The sequence below is a fragment of the Micromonospora sp. CPCC 205554 genome, from assembly GCF_036902745.1.
Lineage (GTDB): Bacteria > Actinomycetota > Actinomycetes > Mycobacteriales > Micromonosporaceae > Micromonospora > Micromonospora tulbaghiae.
On sequence record NZ_JBAKHP010000022.1, the window covers coordinates 32782 to 58504 of the forward strand.

A 25723-nucleotide genomic window follows, 5' to 3' on the forward strand; every position below is an offset into this window, starting at 1 on the left:
GGACATGACTATGCGCCCCATCCGGATCATCGGCGACCCCGTGCTGCGCACCCCCAGCGAACCCGTCACCAGCTTCGACGCCGAACTGCGCGCCCTCGTCACCGACCTGATGGACACCCTGCTCGGCGCACCCGGCCGCGCCGGCGTCGCCGCACCCCAGATCGGCGTCAACACCCAGGTGTTCGTCTACGACGCCGACGGCCACCGCGGCCACATGGTCAACCCCACCCTGGAGGTGTCCGACGAACTCCAGGACGACGAGGAAGGCTGCCTGTCCATCCCCGGCCTGTACTTCCCGACCCCCCGCGCCATGCACGCCACCGCACACGGCTACGACCAGCACGGCGAACCCCTCACCATCACCGGCAGCGGCTTCCTCGCCCGCGCCCTGCAACACGAGACCGACCACCTGCGCGGCCGCCTCTACGTCGACACCCTGCGCGGCGACACCCGCCGCCGCGCCCTGCGCGAGATCCGCGCCGGCCGGTTCGACTCACCCAGCCGCGGCCGCTGACGTCAACGCGCACTCGGTGAACCCGGCCACCCGGGAGAACCCCAGCCGCTCGTACAACCGCACCGCCGCGGCGTTGTCCGCCCGCACGTTCAACGTCACGTGATCCACCGACCCGCGCAGCCGCGCGCACAACGCCGCCACCACACCCGCACCCAGACCACGCCCCCGCACATCCGGATTCGTCGTCACGTTACCCAGCGCCGCCACCCGCCACCGCGGCGAGAACACGTGCACCCCCGCCACCGCCACCAGCCGGCCACGCTCCCGCACACCCACGTACTGGCCCGTCTCCAGCATCCGCGCGTCGAACCAGTTCCCCGGATACGCCACCGCGTACAACCCGGCCAGCTCCGCCGCGTCCGCCGGCCCCAACGGCTCACCCACCGCCGGCACCGCCGCCAACCGGCCCGGATCCGTCAACGCCATCCGGTGATGCGCCGCCGCCTCCGACACCACGAACCAGCGGCCCAGCGCCGCCTCCAGACCGGGGGACAGGTGCGCCCACATCCGCGCCGGCAACACCGGCGCCGCCTCCACCAGCAACCCGGCCATCTCCGCCACCCGACCCGGCGCCGCGAACGCCAGCAACGTCGGCAACTCCACCCCGTGATACAGCAACACCACCTGGTCGCCACGCCGGAACCACGACGTGTACGGCCAGAAGAAATCGTCCAGATCACCCAACTGATACGCGTGCAACACCGGATCCCGGCCCAGCAGACCCGCCAGCACCGCCCGGTCGTGCTCCGCCCGCACCGCCACCGCGATCAGCCCGCCATCCACTGGTCGTAACCCAACCGGGCCACCAGCGCCAGCACCACCACCAGCAGCACCACCCGCACGAACCCGGCACCCCGGCGCAACGCCATCCGCGCGCCCACCGCCGCCCCCACCACATTGCACACCGCCATCGCCGCACCGAGCGCCCACCACACGTGCCCGGTCAACCCGAACACCACCAGCGCACCCAGATTCGTACCCGCGTTCACGACCTTCGCCATCGCCGACGCGTGCACGAAATCCGAACCCAGAATCGCCGTGAACGCCAACACCAGGAACGTGCCCGTACCCGGCCCGATCAACCCGTCGTACAGGGCGATACCCAGACCGGCCACCGCCACCGCCACCACCACCCGCGCCCGAGTCCGCCGCTGCGGCGACGCCACCACACCCAACGACGGCCGCGCCAGCACGAACACCGCCACCGCCACCAGCACCACCAGCACCACCGGCCGGTACGCACTCCCCGGCACCGCACCCGCCAACGCCGCACCCAACCCCGCCGTCAGCACCGCCAACCCGGCCGCCGGACCCGCCACCGCCCAGTCCAGCTTCGTCCGCCGCGCGTACGTCACCGCCGCCGTCGACGTACCGAAGATCGCCGCCAGCTTGTTCGTGCCCAACGCCGTCGCCACCGGCACACCCGGCGCCGCCACCAGCAACGCCGGCAACAACAACAGACCGCCGCCACCCACCACCGCGTCCACCCACCCGGCCAGAAGGGCAGCGGTCAGCAACGTCGTCAACGACAGGGCATCCACCGCCGCATTCTGCCCACGCCGCCACCAGCGGCGAGGCCACCTGTGGCCAGCCTCACCGCCCCCGGCGACGCCGCAACCACACCCCGGCCGACCCCACCGCCACGAACACCAGCATCGAACAGCACAACAGTTTCAGCACCCGGCAAGACTCCCACGACGACGTAGGGTGTCCAGGTGCGCCTGGCCACCTTCAACCTGCTGCACGGCCGCTCCCTCACCGACGGGCTCGTCGACCCCGACCGGCTCACCGCCGCCGTCACCGACCTCGACGCCGACGTCCTCGCCCTCCAGGAAGTCGACCGCGACCAGACCCGCAGCGGCAAACTCGACCTCACCGCGGTCGCCGCCCGCGCCCTGCACGCCGACCACCACCGCTTCGCCGCCGCCGTCGTCGGCACCCCCGGCGAACAGTTCCGCCCCCTCACCCACGACGACGACGGCGACGGCGAACCCCTCTACGGCATCGGCCTGATCAGCCGCCACCCCGTCCGCTCCTGGCAGGTCACCCGCCTGCGCGCCGCCCCCGTCCGCTCACCCATCTACGCACCCGGCCCCGGCGGCGGACTCGTCCTGCTCCGCGACGAACCCCGCGTCGTGCTCGCCGCCGTCCTCGACACCCCCCACGGCCCGCTCACCGTCGCCGCCACCCACCTGTCCTTCGTCCCCGGCTGGAACGTCTGGCAACTACGCCGCGTCGTCCGCGTCCTGCGCACCCTGCCCGCACCCCGGATCCTGCTCGGCGACCTCAACCTGCCCGCCGGCCCCGCCGCCGCGCTCACCCGCTGGCAGCCCCTGGCCCGCCGCCCCACCTACCCGGCCGGGCAACCCCGCGTCCAACTCGACCACATCCTCGCCGACCGACACGGCCTCGACCGGCTCCCACCCGTCACCGCCGTCCACACCCCGCTGGCCACCATCTCCGACCACCGGCCCCTCGTCGTCGACCTCGGCTGACGCTCAGCCCAGACCGCTCTGCCGCCGCGCCGCCTCCACCACGTTGCGGAACAACATCGCCACGGTCGTCGGACCCACCCCGCCCACACGCGGCGTGATCGCACCCGCCACCTCGGCACACGACTCGTCCACGTCCGGCAGCAACCGCCGCCCCTCGTACCGCACGCCGCCACCGACCACCACCGCACCCGGACGCACATGCTCCGGCCGCACGATCCCCGGCACCCCCGCCGCCGCGATCAGGATCTCCGCCCGCCGCGTGTACCGCGGCCAGTCCGCCACACCCGTGTGCACCACCGTCACCGCCGCGTTCGCCGTCGGCCGCTTCTGCGCCAGCAACATCGCCAACGGCCGGCCCAACGTCGCACCCCGGCCCAGGATCACCACCTCCCGGCCCGCCACCGGCACACCGTGAAACGCCAGCAACGCCTCGATCCCCGCCGGCGTACACGGCAACGGACCCGGCAACCCCAACGCCAGCCGGCCCATGTTCACCGGATGCATCCCGTCCACGTCCTTGTCCGGATCCAGCACCGCCAACGCCCGGTCGTAATCCAGGTGACCCGGAATCGGATACTGCACCAGCACCCCGTGCACCGTCTTGTCCGCGTTGAAATCCGCCAGCACCGCATGCAGATCCGCCTGCGACGCCGACGCCGGCAGATGCACGTGCGGCGACACGAAACCCAGCTCCGCCGCCTGACGTTGCTTGATCCGGATATAACCCGCGCTCGCGTCGTCGTCACCCACCAGCACCGTCGCCAGCGCCGGCGTCACCCCCGCCGCACGCAGCTCCGCCACCGACGCGGCGACCTCCGACAACACCCGCTCCGCCACCGGGGCACCCGGCAACAACCGCGCAGAAGACATACGACACCTCGCCCGCGGAGGCCCAGGCGGTCGACCCCCACGACGAGCTCCCCGATGGTTCACCCATCCCCGTGCCGCCAGTCGCGTTCCCCCTCAGCCTGCCACAGCCTCCGCCGCCACCGCATCCACCACCGCCTGCCACCCCGGCAACGCCGCCAGCAAACCGTCCGCCCGCCGCCGCCGATCCGCCGCCGACGCCACCCCCAGATCAGCCAGCACCGCCCCGAACGCCCGCTCCCGCTCCGGCGCCACCGCACCCAACACCACATGACACCGCGCGTACGTCACCAGCACCCAGAACATCGCCTCCCGATGCCGGCCCGCCTCGATCAACTCAGCCGCACCGTCGAACACCACCGGACGCCCCGCCGCACCCAGATCCGCCCCGAACGCGAACCCCTCCCGCGGCAACCGCGCCACCTCGTCGAACACCACCGCCAACCCGGCCAGATGCTCCCGCACCCGCGCCGCGGCCACACCCGCCCCGCCGCCGTCGAGCGTGTCCAGCAACCCCGCATACCGATCCGCGAACCCGAACCGCGACAACACCTGATCCGCCCGCACGTACCGCCGCCGCACCGTCGGATCCGCCAACCCCGCCACCGCCGGCCACACCGCCAGCAACGACGTCGGAAACACCCACGCCAGCACCTGCTCCGCCACCGGCGCCGACCCACCGACCGCCCGCAACCCGCCCTCGATCCGCCGCCGCACGCCCGCACACCGCGCCCGCACCCACACCGGATCCGCGAACCCCGCCGCCACCCGCTCCCGCACCGCGGCCAGCCGGCCCGACCGATCCGCGATCACCCCGTCGGTACGGAACATCGGCGCGAACACCCACGACCCCAGCACGTCCTCCGGGCCACCCAACTCCTCCCACGTGACAGCGCTGACCTCCAGCAGCACCCCCCGATGCACGAACTTGCCCACCTTCGCGCCGGGCTCCCGGCGCACCAGCAACACGTCCACGTCCGACCACACCGGCAGCACCGCGTCGTCCGGCAACCCCACTGTCGACCCGCTGAAGAACGCCCCCTCGATCGACGGATCGACGCGCATCCGCTCCCGCACCCACCCGACCGCCACCGCCCGCGCCGCACCAACCCGCATCCCGCCGATCCTGCCAGCAGGCCGGACCGCCGCGCGCCCGTCACCGCGGCGGCGTCAACCCCGACAACGCCCGGTTGGTACGGTTCGCCGCCACCGCCGCCCGCTGCTGGCCCGCGGTCACCTCGATGTACGTCTGCGACGACGCCAACGACGCATGACCCAGCAACCGCATGATCTCCGCCGCGCTCGCCCCGTCCTCCGCCAACCGCGTCGCGAACGTGTGCCGCAACGCGTGCAACCGAGCGCCCCGCGGCACCCGGTCACCGATGCCCGCCCGCCGGTAACACGACTCCACCAGGTACTGCAGCCCGCCCCGACGCAACGGCTCACCCTGACGATCCACCAGCAACGGGGCGTCCGGCCGCACACTGCGCGACCCGAACCGGTGCCGCCGGCTGTCCAGATAGCCGGCCAGCACCCGATCCACGGCGTCCTCGATCGGCACCGTACGCGGACGCCCACCCTTACCCGCCACATCCACCCGCCGCTCGCCGTCACGCCCGGCCACCGACGACACCCGCAGCGCCAGCAGCTCCGACAGCCGCAACCCCGCGCACAACGCCAGCGCCAGCACCGCGAGGTCGCGCTCCGGCCACGGATCACGCTGCCGGCCCTCCGCCCGGGCCACCGCCGCGAGCAGCTCCTCCGGGGTGTCCTCGCCCCGCAGCGGCTTGGGCCGGGGGAGCGGCGTGCGGGGCCGCCCCACCGCCGGCATCGGATTTCCCGGTACGACACCCTCGGCGACCAGGAACGTGAAGAAGCTGTTCCAGGTCGACCAGGCGCGATGGACCGACGCGGCGGCGCGGGGAGCGGCGAACCGCGCGAACGCCGCGCGCATCACGCGGGGGGAGAGGGCGCTGACCGCCAGCCGGTCCAGGGGGAGGGGAGTGGTGTCACCGTCCGCCGCCACCAGCTCGGCGACAGTGGTCAGATCCCTGCGGTACGCGGCCAGGGTGTGCGGTGAGGGCTTGCGGGTGGCCCGGGCGGTCAGGAACTCCTCGATCAGAGCCCTCACCGTTTCGTCCGGTTTGTCATGCATAAGGGATATTATGCATGATTCTCGCTTTCCCGCCAGAGCGCCCGCCGGGGGAGCGTGGTGAAGATCCCCGCGCCCGACCTGCCCGCCCGGGCCCCCGGTTACCCCGGTCCGCCCGCTCCGTCGATCATGAAGTTGACGGCGACAAAGTGGACACCGACTGCCGCCAGCTTCATGATCGACGGAGTCTGGGGCGCGGCGAGGGGCGTGGCCGGGGTGGTCGGGCGGTGGGTCGCTGTGCGTGGGGGTTGGTCCGGGCGGCGGAGGCCGCCGCCTGCGGATGGCGGCGTCGAAGGCGCCTGGGCCGGTCGGTCGGCGGCCTCGCGGCCTCAGTGCTGATCACCTCGGGCGAGTCCCAGCTGCGTGCTGTGGCCGAAGGGCGTTCCGGCGCCCGCTTTGAACAGCGTTGCGATCCGCGCGCAGGGAAGTGCGTCCCCGTCGGGCGCTCCGGCGGTCAGCCGCTCGGTGTGCGTCCGGGGAGGCCCGCTTCCCGATTACTTGACATAATGTACATTATCGAACCTGGGCGGACGAGGGGCTCAGGCAGGCTTTGCGTCCGACATCGCCTTCAGCAGCTTGTCCATCCGTGGCCGGCCACTGTCGGCCGGCTCCTCGGACAGTCGTGCGAGCGCCGCGTCGACCTCTGCCCTGAGCGCCTGCCGCTGCGACGCGTCGCCCGAGTCGAGCGCCTTCTGGACCCGCGGCGTCAGGTCGGACAACCAGCTCAGTGCATCCAGGTCCGGCCGGGCCCCCGATCGTTGCGGAGCCCGCTGCCGGGCGTCGGTGAAGCGGCTTCCCCCGAAGTGGGCCAGTGCTGCCGCCACCTCACTCGGCGGCTGTTGCACCTGGTCGAGGTTGAGCAGCACCAGGGCGGGCCGGCCGTCGACCGGGCTGCGGCCGGTGAGCCGACGATCGATCGTCGAGGCGGTGGCCGGCACCAGCAACACCGATGCGGCTCTCTGCTTCCGGCCGCCCGACGTCAGCGGCTGGTCGAGGACGACTGCCTCGATCTCGGCCCACGCCACCAGCCGGTGGAGCCCGGCGACCCGCAGGTCCAGCCCGTCGGCGCCGATGCGGAACCGGAACGGCCTGAGCTGGTAGGCGACGAACACGCCGGCCGCCAGCAGCCAGAGGCCGACGAGGGCCCACCTGACGGTTGACGAGGGCGTGAGGTGGAGCAGCGAAGCCACGCCGACGACGAAGATCGCGAGGCCGCTCCACAGCGCCTGTCGGTTCCTGCGCAGCTCCATGGCGGCACCTCGTCCCTTGTGGCCGTTCACGGGAAGGGCACTCCATGGTGGTGGCACGGACGATGCGCTCTCGTGATCATCCGAATGTCCCGGTCGGTCATGCGGAGCGGGCCGTCGACCGGCGCCTCTCCCCTGCGCCGGCCGGCTCAGACCGGCTGCGGGTCGCGGTGCTCGGCCTCGCCCGCCTCCTGGACGTCCTCGACGGACCGCAGATCGGGCATGGCGCGTACAGCGGGCGCCACGGCCGCGACGACGGCGAGCGCCAGCATGACGGCTGCGAAACTGCCGAACACCATCGGGGCCGGTACCCGGTCGATCAGCAGACCGGACAGCGCCGGGCCGAACGGCGCCACGATCAGCGCGATGAAGCTGGTGGCGGCGTTCGCCCTGCCCTGGAGGTCGCCGGGGGTCAGTAGCGTCTGGAGGGTCAGCATGCTGATGTTGGCCGCTGGTACGACGAGGACGCAGGCGCCGGCCAGCGCGCCCAGGACCAGTCCGTTGTCGGTGGCGGCCATGGCGGCGGTCAGCACGCCGCAGGCCCAGATGACCGCGAGGATCAGCCAGCGGGTGGGTATCCGGGCGGTCAGCCAGGACGCGACGAGTGACCCGGCGACGGCGCCGAGCCCGACGCACGCCATGACGGTTCCGGCGGACAGCCCGGAGGCGCCGTTGCGGACCGGCACGACGATGATCGCCAGCAGCACGCCGGCGAACGCGAAGTTCAGGACGGCGCCGCTGAGCAGCGTGAACCGCAGGGAGGGGTGGCGCCACAGGAAGCGGACACCGGCGACCGCCTGCCGGGGCAGGGACTCCCCCGGCTCGGTCAGGGACCGGCCGAGCGGGCCGCGCAGCAGGGCCACGGCGACGAGGGAGACGGCGTAGGAGATCGCGTCGACGAGGAACGGCAGTGCCGGGGCGAGGCCGAACAGGAAGCCGCCGAGCGGTGGGCCGGCCAGGTGTACGACGCCGTTGCGGGTCTCGTTGAACACGGTGGCCGTACGCAGGTCGCGGGCCGGGACGACGGCGCGGGTGGCTGCCGCGGCGGCGGGTTGCAGAGCGGCGCCGAGACCGGCGGTGGCGGCGGCGAGGACGGCGATCAGCAGCACCGGCGCGTCTCCGACGAGGGCGAGGACGATGACGCCGGTGACCGCGAGCAGCGCGCCGCCGTCGCAGCACAGCATGACGATGCGCCGGTCGCGGCGGTCGGCGAGCAGGCCGGCGGGCAGGAGTACGAGGACGAGGGCCATGCCCTCGGCGAAGGCGACGAGGCCGGCGTCGGTGGCGGAGCCAGTCATCATCAGGACGAGCAGCGGTGTGGCGACGGCGGTGACCTGGGTGCCGAGTTTGGAGGCGGTCCGGGCGACGGTGATCAGGAGGAAGTCGCGGTTGTGTCGCAGGCCGGTGGGTGGCATGGGGGCTCCGTTGGCGTGGTGGCGGGCGGGAGGTCGGCTTCACCGGCTGTGGGGCGGGTTGACGACGGACCCGGGCGGGCGGGGGGCCGCCCGCCCGGGTCGCCAGGCGGATCAGGTGTGGCCGGGGCCGTTGGCCCTGTCGCCACTGCCGTCTCAGCCGTTGCAGCAGGCGATGCTGATGCTGCTGGACTGCGGCGGGACCGCGTGGCGGGTGCCGTTCTGCGTGGCCATGGCCTGCAGGTTGAGGAGCTTCGTCATGGGGGTTCACCTCCTTCGTGGGTGTGGTGGTCGGGTCTCCGGTGTCGTCCGGAGGGCCGTCGGTGGGTCCGACGGGGTCTGTGGGTGCCGGCGGGTTCAGCTCGCGGCGAGGAGGTGGTCGGTGGACGCGATGTGGGTGGGCGCGTGGAGGAAGGGCAGGGTGACTCCGGTGTGGTGCAGCGCGGCGTGCATCGCGGACAGGATTCCGGCGCCGCCGGCGGCCAGGTCGGTCGAGATCCGCAGCAGGGTGTCGCCGGGGAACGCGAGGTGGCCGTCGAGGGCGTACGCGTGCCAGGCGAGCCGGGTCAGGTGTGCCGGGTGGTGGCGGGCCGCGCCGTCGCGGACGAGGCCGACGGGACGCATGGCGTGCGGCCGGTGCGGTGGTGGGTCGTCGGCGAGCAGGGCGGCGGTGGCGAGCAGTCCGGCGCGGCCGTGGAAGAGGCCGGGCAGCAGGACGAATTCGACGTCGACGGTTCGTCGGACGGTGGTGACGACGTCGCGCAGCCAGGGGCGTTCGCCGTGGCGGAGCAGCGTGTGTGCGGCGACGGCGATGCCGGCGCTGCCTTCGTCGAGGTAGAACAGTCGTCGTGCGCCGTCGCGTACGTGCAGGTTGCCTTTGTCGTCGCGGACGGTGTGGTCGAGGTCGCGGCGGACGGCGGTGCGGGCGGCGCGCAGCCAGGCCGGGTCGCCGGTGGCTTCGTGGAGCCGGGTGAGGAAGACGGCCGGGCCGGACCAGCCGCGGAGCAGGCCGGGGCGGGCGGGTTCGGGTAGGGGCTGTTTCGTGTCGCCGGTGAGGGTGCGGGTGAGCCGGTCGCCGATGCGCAGGGCGTCGTCGGGGACGGGCCGGCCGGTGCGGAGCAGGGCGAGTCCGATGCCGGCGAGGCCGCTGTGCAGGCCGGGACCGTACCGGTCGTGGAGGCCGGTGCGACATCGGTCGAGTAGTTCCGCGGCGTCGTCGTGGCGTCCGGTGCGGTCCAGCAGCGCGGCGATGCCGGCGAGGCCGTCGTAGAGGCCGAGGTGCGTGGCGGGTAGGCGCCGTGCGGCGCGGACGAGCCAGTCGAGGTGTTCGTCGCGTTCGGGGTAGTCGGCGCCGGTGGTGACCAGTGCCCAGATGACGCCGGCGGCGCCGTGCGCGAGGGTGGCGCCGCCGTGCGGGAACTGTCCGGGGTCGCCGGGGAAGAGGCGGTCGGTGCGGTGTGGTGTGGCGGTGGCGCGGATTCCGGCGGCGAGTGATTCGAGCAGCGGGGTGTGGTCGGCGGTCTGGGCGGTGGGCCAGGGGAAGCGGGTGACGCGGCTGCGGTCGGGTGCGGTGGTGGCGGCGCCGTCGGTGGTGGGCGTGGCGTGTGCGGTGTGCAGGTCGTCCCGGATGCGGTCGAGGTAGCCGGCGGGCAGGGGGAACCGTCGGGCGGCGGTCGTCAGGTCGTGGAACTTCTCGTCGGTCAGGGCGGTGAGCTGGGTGATCGGTAGGAAGACGGCGAGCCGGAGGCAGGCCAGGGCGTACCTGTCGACGGCCGGGCCGCGGCGTATCCGCGGGGTGGCGAAGCCGGGGTCGCCCAGGGACGGGGTGAAGTCCTCGTCGGTCAGGTACGCCTGTTCGAAGTCGACGAGCACGATCCGGCCGTCGGGGCGGATCATGACGTTGGCGGTGTGCAGGTCGCCGAAGACCACTCCCCTGGCGTGTACCTGGGACAGCGCCGTCTCGACCCGGTCGACGACGTCGAGCGCCCAGGCGGTGTAGTCGGCCAGGTCCTGGTCGGTGGGGTCGGGGTGGATCAGGGGGTGCCGCATGGCGAGGTGGTGTTGCAGGGTGTCCCCCTCGACGTACTCCTCGACCAGGAATTCGTGTTCCCACCAGGTGAGGCGGTCGAGCAGTCGCGGTACGCAGTCGAGGCCGGCGAGTCGCCGCAGCATGTCCTCCTCGCGGCGCAGGCGGGTGAGCGCGTCTGTTCCGGCTCCGTCGAGCCCGGCCAGCGGCCGGGCCTCGCGCAGGACGACGGTGCGGCCGTCGCGCAGGTCGGTGGCGCGGTAGACGCCGCCGGCGTTGGAGTGGTGCAGGGCCTCGTCGATGCGGTACGGCGGGTCGTCGTGGGTTTCGGCGGCTACCGCCGCGATGCGTTCGGCGACGAAGTCGGGTACGGGGGCCCAGTCGGGCACGGTGAAGACGGGTTCGCGCCGGTCGGGGACGAGGGCTCCGTCGGGGCGTGCGACGGCGGGGACGGGTTCGTCGCCGTCGACGCACCAGAGTTCGGCGAATCCGCCGTAGCGCAGGTAGAGCGGGCCGTCGTGCCAGCGCAGGTCGCTGAGGACGTACGGGCCGCGGTAGCCGGCGAGCCGGGCGCCGAGGTCGTCGAGGACGCGGCGCAGGGCGGTGTCGTCGGCCGGGTAGAGGGCGGCGAGTTTGCCGCTGCCGGCCCGGTGGGCGTACTTCTCGTTGTTGACCAGGGCGAGCCGGCGGCTGCGCTGGAACTTGAAGGCGACGTGGTGGCGTACGCAGTGGTCGCGGACCAGGTCGAGCACGTCGGCGGCGTCGTCGAGGCGCACTGACACGTGCACCTTCCAGCCCTGCTGCGGCAGCCGCGCCTGGATGGGGTGCCACATGACCCAGCCGCCGTGCTCGGCGACGCGCCAGCCGTCGGGCGGGGTCTGGTCGGCCAGCGGGAACCGGCTCGCCGTGTCGGCGACGTACGCCGGTGAGTCGACGTGGACCGGGTCGGCGATCAGGAACGCACCGGGCGTGGGCATGGCAAACCTCGCGGCCGTGACGGATGGGATGGGTGTCCGGGGCGTTCGGTGTGTCACCGTCGTCGTCCGGACTGGTTCCATCGTGGTCGTAGCCGGCCGCTCCTGGCGTCCGGCCGTGGGGCGAGGTTCGGGGTCCTCCCCGGCCCGGTGCCGGGCGCCGGGGGTCCGTCTGGAAGGTGACACCGGATGTCACCCGGTACGGGGACGTCCGCCGGGCCGGGTGTCGGCCAGAATTCGTCGCGTACGCGGGCTGTTCGCCCGCCCTTCCCTGTTCTCTGGAGGTCCGTGATGAAGACCGAGGTGAAGTCGCCGCCGACGGTTCTGCTCCTGCAGGCGCAGCGGCCGGCCGGGTGGGTGACGGTCGCGCGTGGGGTCGCGTTGGACGGCCGGCGGTGTCTGCTCAGGACGGTGGGTGCCGGCCGGCCGCGGTCCGGTGACGCGGTGCGTCTGGTCGGGGTCAGCGGCGCGCAGGTGCGGCCGCTCACTGTCGCCGAGGTGTCGGTGCTGCACCGTGACCCGGCGGACCTGCTGATGGTGTCCCTCGCCGGTGAGACGGTTCCCGGTGGGTACGGCACCGACGCGTCGGCGGTGCGCCGGGTGCTGGCGCTGCTCGCCGACGACGCGGACCGGCGGTGGCAGGTGGCCGCGGACGCCGCCGGTGACGTCGTACCGTCGGTCGTGCTGGTCGGGGCGGGCCGGCCGGGTGTGCCGGGCCGGCCGGCGGCGCCGGTGACCACGCACCGGGTGAGCGCGGCGACGCCGCCGGACGGTGACGGCGGCGGTGACGACGACGGCTCTCCGCTGTCCTGGACGTGCCGGTTGTTCGGGATCGGCTGCCCCGCCGAAGACTCCTAGCCCGCCGATGACCACGGTGACCGGTGCGGTGGCGCCGTCTGGCCCGGCGCGGGTTGCGAGATGGTGGCGTCGCGATTTTCTGCTGCTGCCGGTGCTGTGCCTGCTCGACCTGTTCACGGCCTCGTCGGTGGTGATCCAGAGCGAGCCGGTCGGCCCGGCCCGGCAGTGGCTGCAGGTGCTCGCCGCGGTGCTGTCGATCGGTGCCCTGTGGTGGCGGGACCGCGCGCCGGTCGCCGTGTTCGTGTTCGAGTGCGCCCACGGCGTGGCGATGTGGTTCCTGGTGCACGACTACCGGCCGTGGGTGGGCCTGATCGTCGCCCTGTACACGGTGGCGGCGTTGCGGCCGTTCGTGGTGTCGGCGGTGGCGTACGCGGCGGCGTGCGCACGTAGCCTGCTCAGCGCGCTCGACTCGTTCCGGGTGGAACCGAGCCCGGGCGCGCGGGCCGGGGAGTTCGCGGTCACCGCGTTGATGTTCGCGCTCATCTACGCCGCCGCGTGGGCGGCCGGTTCGGTGGTGCGGCGGCACCGGCGGCGGGTGGCCCAGCTGGAACGGGAGCGGCGGCTGGCCCGGGCCGAGGCGGTGGCGCTGGAGCGTCGCCGGATCGCCGCCGAGCTGCACGACGTGGTGTCCCACTCGGTGACCGTGATGGTCCTGCAGGCCGCCGGTGCCGCGCGGATCAGCGCCTCCGACCCGGAGCGGACGCGGGAGGCGCTGCTGCACATCCAGCAGGCCGGGCAGCAGGCGATGGCGGAGCTGCGCCGGCTGCTGGCGGTGATGCGGGCCGAGTCGGGTCCGGCGGCCGACGGTGAGCCGGGCCCGCAGCCGCGGCTGGACGACATCGAGGTGCTCCTGACGTCGATGCGGTGCGCGGGGCTCACGGTGACCATGTCCGTGTCCGGCAGTCCTCGGCCGCTGGATCCGAGTATCGAGCTGGCGGCGTACCGGACGGTGCAGGAGAGCCTGACGAACACGCTCAAGCACGTCGGCCGGCGTGCCTGCGCGACTGTGCATTTCGCGTGGCAGGAGCGGGTGGTGTTGTTGCGCGTCGACGACGACGGTACGGGCCGTGACCCGGGCGGCACGGCGGCGGGACTGTCGACCGGCAACGGGCTGGCCAGTCTCGCCGAACGGCTGGAACGCGTCGGTGGTCGCCTGGTCGCGGGGCCGCGTCCCGAGGGCGGGTTCCGGGTGAGCGCGACGCTGCCGGTCGCGCAGCGCGGCGACCTCGTGGCGGCGCCGGGTGACGGCGGGGTGCCCGCTGTCGGGTGAACGCGTGTCCGTTGTGCGACATCCGGCTGGCCGGCGAGGCCGACACCGTTGATCATGTGGTGGGGCCGCGGTCACGGCCGCCGACGACGGGAGCCTTCATGATCCGGGTGCTGCTCGCCGACGACCAGCCGCTCGTACGGGCGGGACTCGCGATGCTCCTGACGAACGAGCCGGACATCGAGGTCGTCGCCGAGGCCGACGACGGGGCGCAGGCCGTGGAACTCGGTCGCCGCCTGCGTCCGGACGTGGTGCTCATGGACGTGCGGATGCCCGGCACCGACGGTCTGGCCGCGACCAGGTCGATGGCCGAGGAGAAGCTCATCGACGACGCCGACCGGCCGGTGCGGATCATCATGCTGACCACCTACCACGTGGACGAGGCGGTGCACGCCGCGCTGCGGGCGGGCGCCTCCGGTTTCGTGCTCAAGGACGCCGCGCCCGAGGAACTGGTGTCGGCCATCCGCGCGGTGGCCGCCGGGGAGGCGTGGCTGGATCCCGCCGTCGCCCGGCGGCTGCTCGACGACCTCGCCGCCCGGCCCGACCCGGGGCTGCCCACACCGGTCCAGATGCGCGGGCTCACGCCGAGGGAACGCGAGGTCCTGGTGCTCATGGCGTACGGGATGTCGAACCGGGAGATCGCCGAGCACCTCGTGCTGGGCGATGCGACGGTCAAGACCCATGTCAGCCGGGTCCTGACGAAGCTGGGGATGCGTGACCGGACGCACGCGGTGGTGGCCGCGTACCAGTGCGGCCTGGTGGAACCCGGCACGGCGCCGCCGGCCCGGATGGCCGGCCTGTCCCGCTGAGGCCCGCGGCGCGGCCGGGAGCCTCAGCGGGCACGGCGGTCAGGCGCCGACGTAGTCGGCGAGGTGTTCGCCGGTGAGCGTGGACCGGGCGGCCACGAGATCCGCCGGGGTGCCCTCGAAGACGATCCGGCCGCCGTCGTGACCGGCGCCCGGGCCGAGGTCGATGATCCAGTCGGCGTGCGCCATGACGGCCTGGTGGTGCTCGATCACGATGACGGACTTCCCGGCGTCGACGAGCCGGTCGAGCAGGCCGAGCAGTTGGGCGACGTCGGCCAGGTGCAGGCCGGTGGTCGGTTCGTCCAGGACGTACACGCCGCCCTTGTCCCCCATCCGGGTGGCGAGCTTGAGCCGCTGCCGCTCCCCTCCGGACAGCGTGGTGAGGGGCTGACCGAGCGTGAGATAGCCGAGGCCGACGTCGGCGAGCCGGTCGAGGATGGTGTGGGCGGCCGGGGTGCGGGCCTCGCCTTCGCTGAAGAACGTCTCGGCCTCGTCGACGGACATGGCGAGGACCTCGCTGATGTCGCGGCCGCCGAGGTGGTATTCGAGGACGGCCGGCTGGTACCGCTTGCCCTCGCAGTCCTCGCAGGTGCTGGCGACGCCGGCCATCATGCCGAGGTCGGTGTAGATGACGCCGGCGCCGTTGCAGGTCGGGCAGGCGCCCTCGGAGTTGGCGCTGAACAGGGCGGGTTTGACGCCGTTGGCCTTGGCGAATGCCTTGCGGACGGGGTCGAGCAGGCCGGTGTAGGTGGCCGGGTTGCTGCGGCGGGAGCCACGGATGGCGGTCTGGTCGACGCTGACGACGTCCTCGCGCTTGGCCAGGGAGCCGTGGATGAGGCTGCTCTTGCCGGAGCCGGCGACGCCGGTGACGACGACCAGGACGCCGAGGGGGACGTCGACGTCCACGTCGCGCAGGTTGTGCGTGCGGGCACCGCGGATCGGCAGGGCGCCGGTGGGCGTACGCGGCTTGCCCTTGAGGGTGGCGCGGTCGTCGAGGTGGCGGCCGGTGGTGGTGCCGCTTTCGCGCAGGCCGGCGACCGTGCCCTCGTAGCAGATGGTGCCGCCGGCGGTGCCGGCGCCGGGACCGAGGTCGACGACGTGGTCGGCGATCGCGATGGTCTCGGGTTTGTGTTCGACGACCAGGACGGTGTTGCCCTTGTCGCGCAGTTGCAGCAGGAGGTTGTTCATGCGGGCGATGTCGTGCGGGTGCAGGCCGATGGTGGGTTCGTCGAAGACGTAGGTGACGTCGGTGAGGGACGAGCCGAGGTGGCGGATCATCTTGGTGCGCTGGGCCTCGCCGCCGGAGAGGGTGCCGGCGGGCCGGTCGAGGCTGAGGTAGCCGAGGCCGATCTCGACGAACGAGTCGAGGGTGTCCCCCAGCGCCTTGAGCAGCGGGCCGACGGATGGTTCGCGCAGGTCGCGTACCCAGGTGGCGAGGTCGCTGATCTGCATGGCGCAGGCGTCGGCGATGTTGATGCCGTTGATCTTCGAGGAGCGCGCTTCCGGGGCCAGGCGGGTGCCGTCGCAGTCGGGGCAGGTGGTGAACGTGACGGCGCGTTCGACGAAGGCGCGGATGTGCGGCTGCATGGCGTCGACGTCCTTGGCGAGCATCGACTTGCTGATCGCCGGGATGAGGCCGGTGTAGGTGACGTTGATGCCGTCGACCTTGACCTTGGTGGGCTCCTTGTGGAGCAGGTCGTCCAGTTCCCGCTTCGTGTAGTCGCGGATGGGCTTGTCGGGGTCGAACAGGCCGCTGGAGCGGAAGATGCGGCCGTACCAGCCGTCCATGGTGTAGCCGGGGATGGTGATGGCGCCCTCGTTGAGGGACAGCTTCTCGTCGTAGAGGACGGTGAGGTCGAAGTCGGTGACGGCGCCGCGGCCCTCGCAGCGGGGGCACATGCCGCCGAGGCGGTTGAAGGTGCCCTTCTTGGTCTGGGTCTTGCCGGGGCCGCGGTCGACGGTGATGGCGCCGGCGGCGCGCACGGAGGGGACGTTGAAGGAGTAGGCGTTGGGCGGGCCGATGTGGGGGTCGCCGAGGCGGCTGAACAGGATGCGCAGCATGGCGTTGACGTCGGTGGCGGTGCCGACGGTGGAGCGCGGGTCGGCGCCCATGCGTTCCTGGTCGACGATGATGGCGGTGGTGAGGCCTTCGAGGATGTCGACCTCGGGGCGGGACAGGGTGGGCATGAAGCCCTGGACGAAGGCGCTGTAGGTCTCGTTGATGAGGCGCTGGGACTCGGCGGCGATGGTGCCGAACACCAGTGAGCTCTTGCCGGAGCCGGAGACGCCGGTGAAGACGGTGAGGCGGCGTTTGGGTATCTCGACGTCGACGTTGCGCAGGTTGTTCTCGCGGGCGCCGTGGACGCGGATGATGTCGTGGCTGTCGGCGTGGTGCAGGCCGGTGGTGGCCTCGCTCATGGTGTCTCCGTCCGGTGTTGCGGGTGTCAGTCGAGCCAGTTGCCGTCGCGCATCAGCGTGCGGCCGGACAGTTCGTCGGCTTCGCGCCAGGCCTGGATGCGGCGTGGCGTGATGCGGTACCAGCGGTACGGCGTGGTCAGGGTACGGGGGTCGAAGCCGGTTCGGGTGGCGAAGCGGTCCCCGCGGTCGGTGGGCAGGGCGTCGATGGCGATGCTTTCCACGTCGCCGTCGATCATGGTGACGTCGCGGGTGGGGCCGAGGCCGACGCGGGCGCGGCCGGCGGCGAGGTTGCGGCCGGTGGGGCTGTCGGCCGGGGTGGCGACGAGCAGCGTGTGGCCGTCCCAGTCGAAGGACAGGGGCACGAGGTACGGGGTGCCGTCGGGGCCGGCGGTGGCGACCCAGCAGTCGACGTCGTGGTCGAGCCGGTGGGTGGTGTCGTGGCGGCGGCGGGCGCGGGTGCGGGGCGCGTCGGTCATGGGTGCGGTCAGCGCCGCTCGTTGATGCGGATGAGGTTGCCGGTGGGGTCGCGGAAGGCGCAGTCGCGTACGCCGTAGGGCTGTTCGGTGGGTTCCTGGACGACGTCGGCGCCGCTGGCCTGGAGGCGGTCGAACAGGCCGTCGAGGTCGTCGGTGGCGAGGGTGAGCGCCCCGTAGCTGCCCTTGGCGATGAGTTCGAGGACGGTGCGGCGTTCGTCGTCGGTGATGCCGGGGTCGGCGGCCGGCGGGTGCAGGACGATGCCGGTCTCCGGCTGGTTCGGCGGGCCGACGGTCAGCCAGCGCATGTCCTGGTAGCCGACGTCGTTGCGCAGTTCGAAGCCGAGGGTGTCGCGGTAGAAGGCGAGGGCGGCGTCGGCGTCGGTGTGGGGCAGGAACGCGTAGTGAATGGTGATCGTCATGGTGGTCACGCTAGTGGTGGCCGGCCGGTGCGGGCTTCTCGATTCCTGATCGGTCGGGTCGCCTGTTTGGTCAGGCACGGGGGTGGTTCGGCGGTGTCGGGTGCGTGGCGGGCGCGGTAGGCGCTGGGTGGTTCGCCGACGAGTTCGGTGAACCGGGTGCTGAAGGTGCCCAGGGACTGGCAGCCGACGGCGAAGCAGACATCGGTGACGCTGAGGTCGCCGCGGCGCAGCAGGGCCATGGCCCGTTCGATGCGGCGGGTCATGAGGTACGCGTACGGGGACTCGCCGTAGGTCTGGCGGAACTGGCGGCTGAGGTGGCCGGCGGACATGTGCTCGCCGCGGGCGAGGGCTTCCACGTCGAGGGGCTTGGCGTACTCGCGGTCGATGCGGTCGCGGACGCGGCGCAGCCGGGTCAGGTCGCGCAGTCGCTGGGCGAAGGCGGGGTCGTCGGTGGCCGGGTGCGGTGGCACGTCCGCATCCTGCCTGGTGGGCGGTGGGGGCGTCCACCTGTTCGAGCGGCGAGTCGCCGCCCGGGTGCACCAGCGCGGCGGGTGCACCCGGGCGGCGGTCAGCGCAGCCGGCGGGCGGTGAAGCGGGTGGGCGGGTCGGCGATGGCGTCCTGGGTGGCGACGAGTTGCAGTTCGCGGGTGCCGGCTTCGAGGGTCGCCTCGAGTACCGCGTAGATCGAGTTGGTGGTGCGTTCCAGCGCGGTCCGCGGTGAGCCGGTGGTGGCGAGGTGGGCGAGGTAGAGGGCGGCGGTGACGTCGCCGCCGCCGTTGGGGGCGATCGGCAGCAGCGGGGTGGTGACGGCCCAGGCGCCGTCGTCGGAGACGGCGACGACCTCCAGGTGGCCGGCGGGCAGGTCGCCGTGCAGGACGCTGGTGACCAGGACGTGCCGGGGGCCGGTGGCGCGGACGGCGTCGACGGCGGCGAGCAGGTCGTCGAGGGTGTCGGTGGTGCGGCCGGCGAGGAATTCCAGCTCGAACTGGTTGGGGGTGACGATGTCGGCGCGGGGCACGACGGTGTCGCGCAGGTATTCGGGGATGCCGGGGCGGACGAACATGCCGCGGCCGACGTCGCCCATGACCGGGTCGCAGCAGTAGACGGCGGCCGGGTTGGCGGCCTTGACGCGGGCGACGGCGTCGAGGATGACCGCGCCGACGGCGGGGTCGCCCTGGTAGCCGGAGAGGACGGCGTCGGCGGTGCCGAGCACGCCGCGGTCCTCGATCCCGGCGATGACGTCGGCGACGTCGGTGGGGGCGAGCAGCGGGCCGCGCCAGGCGCCGTAGCCGGTGTGGTTGGAGAAGTGCACGGTCAGGACCGGCCAGACCTCGTGTCGGAGGCGTTGCAGTGGGAACACGGCGGCGGAGTTGCCGACGTGGCCGTAGGCGACCGACGACTGGATGGACAGGATCTTCACCTGCTCATGGTCGCATCCCGGGCGGGGTGTGACCGGTGGTGGTGGCGTGATGACGGGTGGCTGCGGCGGTGACCGTTCGGCTCAGCGTTTCGACCGTCGGGCGCGGGGCGGGTTTGGGCGCAGCGTGCGGTGGGGGCATGAACCGCCCGTGTTCTCGCCATCTGGACGGAGGAAGCAAGGATGCTTTCCGCACTCGATCGTCGGCACACCGTCGCGCCGCCGGGGTACAGCCGCTGGCTGATCCCTCCGGCGGCGCTGGCGATCCATCTGTGCATCGGGCAGGTGTACGCCACGAGCGTGTACAAGAACTCCCTGATCGCGCATTTCGACACGGGGCAGACGGCGATCGGGGTGATCTTCAGCATCGCGATCGTGATGCTGGGGTTGTCGGCCGCGGTGGCCGGTACGTGGGTGGAGGCGAACGGGCCGCGTAAGGCGATGTTCGTCTCGGCGTGTTTCTGGGCGGCGGGGTTCCTGGTCGGGGCGCTGGGCATCGCGACCGGGCAGCTGTGGCTGTTGTATCTGGGGTACGGGGTGCTGGGCGGCATCGGTCTGGGCATCGGGTACATCTCCCCCGTCTCCACGCTGATCAAGTGGTTCCCGGACCGGCCGGGTCTGGCGACCGGGCTGGCGATCATGGGGTTCGGGGGTGGCGCGATGGTGGCCTCTCCCCTGTCCCGGCAGCTGCTGTCGTTCTACGACCCGGGCTACGACCCGGCGAACAGCGGTTCCACGGCGTCGGGGTCGGCGCTGGTGTGGTTGTTCGTGACGCTCGGCGTCGGCTACTTCGTGATCATGATGTTCGGGGTGTTCAACGTGCGGGTGCCGGCGCCGGACTGGCGGCCGGCCGGGTTCGACCCGGCGCGGGTGGCGGAGAAGCCGCTGGTGACCACCGCCGACGTGTCGGCGGCCAACGCGGTGAGGACGCGGTCGTTCTGGCTGCTGTGGGTGGTGCTGTTCTGCAACGTGACGGCCGGTATCGGCATCCTGGAGCAGGCCAGCCCGATGATCCAGGACTTCTTCCGTGACAACGGGACCTCAGCGGTGTCGGTGGCGGCGGCCGGCGGGTTCGTGGGGCTGCTGTCGCTGTTCAACATGGCGGGACGGTTCGTGTGGTCGTCCACGTCGGATGTGATCGGCCGTAAGCCGATCTACGTGGTGTACCTGGGTGTGGGCATGGTGCTGTACCTGGTGCTGGCGCTGGTGGGGCAGACCTCGACGGCGTTGTTCGTGCTGCTGGCGTCCGTGATCCTGTCGTTCTACGGTGGCGGGTTCGCGACCATTCCGGCGTACCTGCGGGACCTGTTCGGCACGTTCGAGGTGGGCGCGATCCACGGCCGGCTGCTGACCGCGTGGTCGGCGGCGGGGGTGGCCGGGCCGCTGATCGTCAACGGGTTCCTCGACGCGCAGGGCGAGCCGGGCACGTTGACCGCGGCGGCGTACCGGCCGGCGCTGTTCACGATGGTCGGCGTGCTGGCGGTGGGGCTGGTGGCGAACCTGCTGGTGCGGCCGGTGCCGCAGCGTTACCACGAGCCCGCGTCCGGGCGGGGCGAGACGGAGCAGGGGCAGCCGGGGTCGACGGAGAGGAGCGGATCGTGAACGAGCACAGCGGAGGCGGCCAGCAGGTTCGCCTGGTGGTGTCGTGGCTGGTGGTGTCGGCGCTGCTGGGCTACGGCGTGGTGCAGACGCTGATCACGGCGGCGAAGTTGTTCACCCAGTAGGAGGACGCGACGCGGCGGCCCGGGGGCGGGAACCCCCGGGCCGCCGTCGTGTCAGAGGCCGCCGCCGACGCGCAGGACCGCGCCCGTGGTGTACGAGGCGTCCGGGCCGAGCAGGTGCGCGATCGCGCCGGCGACCTCCTCGGGTTCCCCGGCGCGGCCCATCGGGATCCGCCCGGCGGCGGTGTCGGGGCGGTCGGGCACGCCGGAGCGGGCGTGGATGGTGGTGCGGATGATGCCGGGGGCGACCGCGTTGACGCGGATGCCGTGCGGCGCGAGTTCCTTCGCGAGCCCGACGGTGAGGGTGTCGGTGGCCGCCTTGACGGCGGCGTAGTGGATGTACTCGCCGGGTGAGCCGAGCGTCGCGGCCACGGAGGAGACGTTGACGATGGCACCGCCGCGGGTCAGCCGCCGGGCCGCCTGCTGGGCGCACAGGACGTACCCGATGAGGTTGACGTCGACGACCTCGCGCAGGTCGTCGACGCGCAGGTCGGTGAGCGGGCCGATCGGGCTGGTGACGCCGGCGTTGTTGACCAGGCCGGTGAGCGGGCCGAGCCGGTCGGCGGCGTCGAAGATCCGGCGTACCTCGTCCGGGTCGGTGGTGTCGGCGGCGACGGTGACCGCCCGGCGGCCGGCGGCGCGCACGTCGGCGGCCACCGCCTCGGCGGCGGTGTGGTCGGCGCGGTAGCCGATGACCAGGTCGTGGCCCTCGGTGGCGAGCCGCCGGGCGGTGGCCGCGCCGATGCCGCGGCCTCCCCCGGTGACGATGGTGACGGAGGTCAATGTCCTTCTCCCCTGGCGTGCGGTGGGGGCGACGTTACCGTGGGCGGGACCATCCGGGGTGGAGAGGACTGTCACATGGGGCGCGCGTTGGTGCTGGGCGGTGGCGGGGTGACCGGGGTGGCCTGGGAGCTGGGCCTGCTGGCCGGGCTGGCCGGGCGCGGCCTGCGGCTGGACGAGGCGGACCTGGTGGTGGGCACGTCGGCCGGGTCGGTGGTCGGGGCGCAGGTGCGCTCGGGTACGCCGCCGGCGCAGTTGTACGAGGCGCAGCTGCGGCCGCCCCGCGACGAGGTGCCCGCCCGGCTCGGTACGGGGGTGCTGTTGCGCTGGGCGTGGGCCGGCGGTCGTGGCCGGGACGCGGCGCGGGCCCGGGCACGTATCGGCGCGATGGCGTTGTCGGCGCGTACCCCGTCGGAGCAGTCGCGGCGGGCGGTGATCGCGGCCCGGCTGCCGTCGCCGGACTGGCCGGCGGCGCGGCTGCTGGTCACCGCCGTGGACGCGGCCTCCGGCGAGTTCGTGGTGTTCGACGCGGACAGCGGGGTGCCGCTGGTGGACGCCGTCGGCGCGAGTTGCGCGGTGCCGGGTGTGTGGCCGCCGGTCACAGTCGGCGGCCGGCGCTACGTCGACGGCGGGGTCCGCTCGCCGGTCAACGCGGATCTGGCGGCCGGGTGTGATCGGGTGGTGGTGCTGGCGCCGACGCGCGCGGCGGTGGGGCCGATGCCTCGGCTGGCGGCGCAGGTGGCGGCGTTGCGGGAGGCGGGGGCGCGGGTGGCCGTGGTGTCGCCGGACCGGGCGGCGCGGACGGCGATCGGCCGCAACGTGCTGGACCCGGCGCGGCGGGCGGCGTCGGCGCGGGCCGGGTTCGCGCAGGCCGACGCGGTGGCCGACGAGATCGCGGCGGTCTGGCGCTGAGCCCCGGGCGCCGCTCAGGTGTCGCCGGTGAGGCGCGCAAGGCGCCGGTTGAGGTAGCGCTGTTCGGGCAGGCTGCCGGTGAGCCGGGTGGCCAGCCGGTAGTGCTCGGCGGCGGCCTGCGGGTCGCCGTGGAGTTCCAGCAGGTGGGCGCGCACGGCGTGCAGCCGGTGGTGGCCGCGCATCGCCGGGTCGGCCAGCAGCGGGTCGAGCAGTGCCAGCCCGACGGCGGGGCCGTGCGCCATGGCCACCGCGACGGCCTGGTTGAGCGTGACGAACGGGCTGGGGGCGACCCGGCTCAGCATGTCGTAGAGGACGCTGATCTGGAGCCAGTCGGTGTCCGGGAAGGCCCGCGCCTCGGCGTGGACGGCGGCGATGGCCGCCTGGAGCTGGTAGCGGCCCACCGGGCCGTGGGGCAGGGCCCGGCCGAGCAGCGTGACGCCCTCCTCGACGAGGTCGCGTCGCCAGCGGGAGCGGTCCTGGTCGGCCAGCGGCACGAGGTCACCGGCGGCGTCGGTGCGGGCGGGCGACCGGGCGTGGGTGAGCAGCATCAGCGCCAGCGCGCCGGTGACCTCGTGGTGGCCGGGCAGCGCGGCGTGGACCTGCCGGGTGAGCCGGATCGCCTCCTCGGCGAGCTCGACGTCGACGAGCTGGTCACCGGAGGTTCGGGTGTAGCCCTCGCTGAACACCAGGTGGCACACGTCGAGCACGGCGGCCACCCGGTCGGGCAGCGCGTCCGGTGGCGGCATGGTGAACCGGGCGCCGGCCTCGCGCAGGGTCGCGCGGGCCCGGCTCAGCCGCTGGGTCATGGTCCGGGCCGGCACCAGGTAGGCGGCGGCGATCTGCTCCACCCGCAGTCCCGCCACCGCGCGCAGGGTCAGCGCGACCTGTGAGGGGCGGCTCAGCGCCGGGTGGCAGCACAGGAACAGCAGCCGCAGCGTGTCGTCGGCGCCGGTCACGGGCGTGTCGTCGACGGGCGGCACGCGGCCCGCGCCGGGTTGCCGGGCCGCGTCGAGCCGCTCGCGGCGGGTACGGGCCTCCTCGGCACGCATCCGGTCGATCAGCCGCCGCGCGGCGACCCGGATGAGCCAGGCGCGGGGTTCGTCGGGGACGCCGGTGAGCGGCCACCGGGCGGCGGCTGCCTCCGCCGCGTCCTGGAGGGCGTCCTCGCAGGCGTCGGGGTGCCCGTAGCGGCGCAGCAGCGCGGCGCGGACGTGCGGCGCCTCCCGGCGCCACACGTCCGCGAGGGGCGTGGCGTTACTGATCGGACCCGCCCGGCCACATCGAGGGCCGCAGCTCGACTGTCTCCCCGGGGCCGGCGAACTTCGCGGCGACGGCCTCGGCGCGGGCCTGGTCCTCGACGTCGATGAGGAAGAAGCCGGCGAGGTGTTCCTTGGCCTCGGAGCACGGGCCGTCGGTCGCCAGCGGCGCGCCGTCGCTCCACCGGTAGAGCCGGGCGGTGCGCGGGTCGGCGAGCGCCTCGCCGACGACCAGCTCACCGTTGGCGTGCAGCTCGGTCATCACCTGCTCGAAGTCGGCGTTGAGCCGTTCGCGTACCTCGGCGGGCAGCTCCTGGTGGGCGGCGAGGTACTCCGAGGTGGGGTGCCCCCACGGCTCCGGGTTGGAGTGAATCATGATCACGTACTTCACTGTCGGTCCTTCGCGTCGTGCGGCGGTGCCTCCCCGCCGCTCGCCGGGTACGACGGAGCGGGATCGCCGATGTCTACATATCCTCGCGTCATGAGTGACGCGGTGGGTGTCGGTGACCTGGTCGAGGATTTCACGCTGCCGGACGAGACGGGCACGCCACGGCGCCTGTCGGAGTTCCTGGCCGCCGGCCCGGTGGTGCTGTTCTTCTACCCGGCGGCGATGACGCGGGGCTGCACGGCGGAGAGTTGCCACTTCCGGGACCTGGCGGCGGAGTTCGCGGCGGTCGGCGCGTCTCGGGTGGGAATCAGCCGGGATCCGGTGCGGCGGCAGGCGGAGTTCTCCCGCCGGCACGGGCTCGGCTATCCGTTGCTGTCCGACGCCGACGGCGAGGTGGCGCGGGCGTTCGGGGTGCGGCGGCGGCTGCCGCTGGGCGCGCTGAGCACCCGGCGGATGACGTTCGTGATCGGCACCGACCGGCGGGTGCTCGCCGTGGTGCACAGCGAGCTGAGCATGAACGAGCACGCCGACGCGGCGCTGCGGGCCCTCGGGGGCTGATCATCGTGGTGTCGCAGCCGGCTGGTATCAAGGCTGCGTCAAACAGGTGTACGGAAGAGGGCGGCGTGATGGCGGGTCAGGGTTTGTCCACTGACGAGATTCAGGGAATCCGGGAGGCCCTTGCGGCGGGCCGCAAGCCCCGGGTGGTGTTCACCGAGGCGGCCGGGCAGATGGCCGGGCAGCTCGGGCAGGTGGTGGAGCTGACCGACCCGGCGGCGTCGGAGGAGTTCGTGGTGGTGCGGTTCGGCCGCGACGAACTGCCCTTCTCCGCCGCCGACGTGGCGATCGCCCCGAAGGGCGCCGGGCGGCGTCCGGCCGCCGAGGCGAAGCCGGAAACGGAGCAGCCGCCGGCCGCGCCGGAGCCCGCCTTCGTGCTGGACACGCCGCGGGTGCCCGCGCCACGGCGGGAGGAGCCGAAGACCGAGCAGCCGCCGGCGGAGCCGAAGCCGGCGAAGCGGGCCGTGAAGGCCGCCAAGCCGAAGACCCCGCCGGGGCTGACCGTGACGCTGGCCTACGCCGAGGGCGAGTGGACGGTGGCCGCGCAGCAGGGCACGAAGGCGCTGGCCCGGCCGTACGTGGTGAAGCCGGCCGAGGCGCTGCGGATGGTGGCGCTGGTCGACGTGCCCGGGGTGCAGGAGGCGGTGGAGCAGATCCTGGCCGCCGAGCGGGCCGAGGCCGAGCAGCAGGCGGAGAAGCTGCGCGCCGAGCTGGCCGAGATCGAGGCGCGGCTGGCGGAGCTGCGCGAGGCGCGCTGACCCCG

General features: G+C 73.2%; 26 protein-coding genes and 1 riboswitch. Of the genes, 10 read left to right on the forward strand and 16 right to left on the reverse strand.

Translation table 11 applies throughout. The annotated features are described in order from the left end of the window. Positions 1-4 precede the first annotated feature (4 nt). On the forward strand, positions 5-514 hold the full coding sequence (def, locus tag V6U82_RS23230) for a peptide deformylase (RefSeq protein WP_334464491.1): 510 nt from the start codon (positions 5-7) through the stop codon (positions 512-514). On the opposite strand, the gene V6U82_RS23235 is transcribed toward def, so the two are convergent. Both V6U82_RS23235 and V6U82_RS23240 read right to left on the reverse strand, forming a co-directional pair. Further along, a complete protein-coding gene (locus V6U82_RS23235; RefSeq protein ID WP_334464493.1) occupies positions 494-1297 on the reverse strand; it encodes a GNAT family N-acetyltransferase in 804 nt (267 codons plus the stop codon). The genes def and V6U82_RS23235 overlap by 21 nt on opposite strands. Then, the gene (locus tag V6U82_RS23240; protein ID WP_334464495.1) at positions 1282-2055 is read right to left on the reverse strand and encodes a sulfite exporter TauE/SafE family protein; all 774 of its coding nucleotides are present in this window, start codon (positions 2053-2055) and stop codon (positions 1282-1284) included. Before V6U82_RS23240 ends, V6U82_RS23235 begins: the two co-directional genes overlap by 16 nt. Positions 2056-2229: 174 nt before the next feature. Here V6U82_RS23240 and V6U82_RS23245 point away from each other — a divergent pair, with 174 nt between their 5' ends. Continuing rightward, the gene (locus V6U82_RS23245) at positions 2230-3009 is read left to right on the forward strand and encodes an endonuclease/exonuclease/phosphatase family protein (protein ID WP_334464496.1); all 780 of its coding nucleotides are present in this window, start codon (positions 2230-2232) and stop codon (positions 3007-3009) included. A 3-nt stretch (positions 3010-3012) separates the two neighbouring features. On the opposite strand, the gene V6U82_RS23250 is transcribed toward V6U82_RS23245, so the two are convergent. From V6U82_RS23250 to lanKC, 6 genes are all read right to left on the reverse strand, one after another. Further along, the gene (locus tag V6U82_RS23250) at positions 3013-3879 is read right to left on the reverse strand and encodes a bifunctional 5,10-methylenetetrahydrofolate dehydrogenase/5,10-methenyltetrahydrofolate cyclohydrolase (protein ID WP_334464498.1); all 867 of its coding nucleotides are present in this window, start codon (positions 3877-3879) and stop codon (positions 3013-3015) included. A gap of 13 nt (positions 3880-3892) precedes the next feature. Further along, a riboswitch (ZMP/ZTP riboswitch) is annotated at positions 3893-3974 on the reverse strand. Then, complete coding sequence (locus V6U82_RS23255; protein WP_334464500.1) at positions 3973-4992, reverse strand: hypothetical protein; 1020 nt, start codon at positions 4990-4992, stop codon at positions 3973-3975. Its footprint overlaps the riboswitch before it by 2 nt. Positions 4993-5032: 40 nt before the next feature. Beyond that, positions 5033-6031, reverse strand: a complete 999-nt coding sequence (locus V6U82_RS23260) for a tyrosine-type recombinase/integrase (protein ID WP_334464503.1) — start codon at positions 6029-6031, stop codon at positions 5033-5035. A gap of 536 nt (positions 6032-6567) precedes the next feature. After that, complete coding sequence (locus tag V6U82_RS23265) at positions 6568-7278, reverse strand: hypothetical protein (RefSeq protein WP_334464505.1); 711 nt, start codon at positions 7276-7278, stop codon at positions 6568-6570. Between the two features lie 146 nt (positions 7279-7424). After that, positions 7425-8690 carry an MFS transporter gene (locus tag V6U82_RS23270; protein ID WP_334464507.1) on the reverse strand — a complete coding sequence of 422 codons (1266 nt, stop codon included), beginning with the start codon at positions 8688-8690 and terminating at the stop codon, positions 7425-7427. Positions 8691-9044: 354 nt separating this feature from the next. Further along, positions 9045-11690, reverse strand: coding sequence for a class III lanthionine synthetase LanKC (gene lanKC, locus V6U82_RS23275; protein WP_334464509.1), 2646 nt, complete (start codon positions 11688-11690; stop codon positions 9045-9047). A gap of 288 nt (positions 11691-11978) precedes the next feature. Between lanKC and V6U82_RS23280 the strand changes: the two genes are divergently transcribed. The 3 genes from V6U82_RS23280 (at position 11979) to V6U82_RS23290 (ending at position 14621) form a co-directional block, all read left to right on the forward strand. After that, positions 11979-12545, forward strand: a complete 567-nt coding sequence (locus tag V6U82_RS23280; RefSeq protein WP_334464511.1) for a hypothetical protein — start codon at positions 11979-11981, stop codon at positions 12543-12545. A 7-nt stretch (positions 12546-12552) separates the two neighbouring features. Further along, positions 12553-13815 (forward strand): sensor histidine kinase, encoded by a 1263-nt coding sequence (locus V6U82_RS23285; protein ID WP_128137477.1) that lies wholly within the window; start codon positions 12553-12555, stop codon positions 13813-13815. Between the two features lie 98 nt (positions 13816-13913). Continuing rightward, positions 13914-14621, forward strand: a complete 708-nt coding sequence (locus V6U82_RS23290) for a response regulator transcription factor (RefSeq protein WP_334464514.1) — start codon at positions 13914-13916, stop codon at positions 14619-14621. A 39-nt stretch (positions 14622-14660) separates the two neighbouring features. Here V6U82_RS23290 and V6U82_RS23295 read toward each other — a convergent pair whose 3' ends face one another. The 5 genes from V6U82_RS23295 to pdxY form a co-directional block, all read right to left on the reverse strand. Further along, positions 14661-17036 carry an excinuclease ABC subunit UvrA gene (locus V6U82_RS23295; protein ID WP_334464515.1) on the reverse strand — a complete coding sequence of 792 codons (2376 nt, stop codon included), beginning with the start codon at positions 17034-17036 and terminating at the stop codon, positions 14661-14663. A 26-nt stretch (positions 17037-17062) separates the two neighbouring features. Further along, complete coding sequence (locus V6U82_RS23300) at positions 17063-17512, reverse strand: pyridoxamine 5'-phosphate oxidase family protein (RefSeq protein ID WP_334464517.1); 450 nt, start codon at positions 17510-17512, stop codon at positions 17063-17065. Between the two features lie 8 nt (positions 17513-17520). Further along, complete coding sequence (locus V6U82_RS23305) at positions 17521-17931, reverse strand: VOC family protein (protein WP_252453316.1); 411 nt, start codon at positions 17929-17931, stop codon at positions 17521-17523. 5 nt (positions 17932-17936) lie between these two features. Continuing rightward, a complete protein-coding gene (locus tag V6U82_RS23310) occupies positions 17937-18401 on the reverse strand; it encodes a helix-turn-helix transcriptional regulator (protein WP_013286348.1) in 465 nt (154 codons plus the stop codon). Between the two features lie 98 nt (positions 18402-18499). After that, positions 18500-19351 (reverse strand): pyridoxal kinase PdxY, encoded by an 852-nt coding sequence (gene pdxY, locus V6U82_RS23315; protein WP_334464521.1) that lies wholly within the window; start codon positions 19349-19351, stop codon positions 18500-18502. Between the two features lie 180 nt (positions 19352-19531). Between pdxY and V6U82_RS23320 the strand changes: the two genes are divergently transcribed. Both V6U82_RS23320 and V6U82_RS23325 read left to right on the forward strand, forming a co-directional pair. Then, entirely contained in the window at positions 19532-20950 is a 1419-nt protein-coding gene (locus V6U82_RS23320) for an OFA family MFS transporter (protein ID WP_334464523.1), read from the forward strand. Beyond that, entirely contained in the window at positions 20947-21072 is a 126-nt protein-coding gene (locus tag V6U82_RS23325; protein WP_258545485.1) for an MFS transporter small subunit, read from the forward strand. The genes V6U82_RS23320 and V6U82_RS23325 overlap by 4 nt, the downstream gene beginning before the upstream one ends. Before the next feature lie 51 nt (positions 21073-21123). Here V6U82_RS23325 and V6U82_RS23330 read toward each other — a convergent pair whose 3' ends face one another. Next, a complete protein-coding gene (locus tag V6U82_RS23330; RefSeq protein ID WP_334464526.1) occupies positions 21124-21852 on the reverse strand; it encodes an SDR family NAD(P)-dependent oxidoreductase in 729 nt (242 codons plus the stop codon). Between the two features lie 75 nt (positions 21853-21927). Here V6U82_RS23330 and V6U82_RS23335 point away from each other — a divergent pair, with 75 nt between their 5' ends. Continuing rightward, positions 21928-22761 (forward strand): patatin-like phospholipase family protein, encoded by an 834-nt coding sequence (locus V6U82_RS23335; protein ID WP_334464528.1) that lies wholly within the window; start codon positions 21928-21930, stop codon positions 22759-22761. 14 nt (positions 22762-22775) lie between these two features. Here the strand turns inward: V6U82_RS23335 and V6U82_RS23340 are convergent, their stop codons facing one another. Further along, positions 22776-23996 carry an RNA polymerase sigma factor gene (locus tag V6U82_RS23340; RefSeq protein ID WP_334464530.1) on the reverse strand — a complete coding sequence of 407 codons (1221 nt, stop codon included), beginning with the start codon at positions 23994-23996 and terminating at the stop codon, positions 22776-22778. Positions 23997-24015: 19 nt separating this feature from the next. Then, positions 24016-24408: a YciI family protein gene (locus V6U82_RS23345; RefSeq protein ID WP_334464532.1), complete on the reverse strand. Its 393-nt coding sequence runs from the start codon at positions 24406-24408 to the stop codon at positions 24016-24018. Positions 24409-24498: 90 nt separating this feature from the next. On the opposite strand from V6U82_RS23345, the gene V6U82_RS23350 reads away from it, so the two are divergent. Continuing rightward, positions 24499-24963: a peroxiredoxin gene (locus V6U82_RS23350; RefSeq protein ID WP_334464534.1), complete on the forward strand. Its 465-nt coding sequence runs from the start codon at positions 24499-24501 to the stop codon at positions 24961-24963. 68 nt (positions 24964-25031) lie between these two features. Continuing rightward, complete coding sequence (locus tag V6U82_RS23355; RefSeq protein ID WP_334464536.1) at positions 25032-25718, forward strand: hypothetical protein; 687 nt, start codon at positions 25032-25034, stop codon at positions 25716-25718. Positions 25719-25723 lie beyond the last annotated feature (5 nt).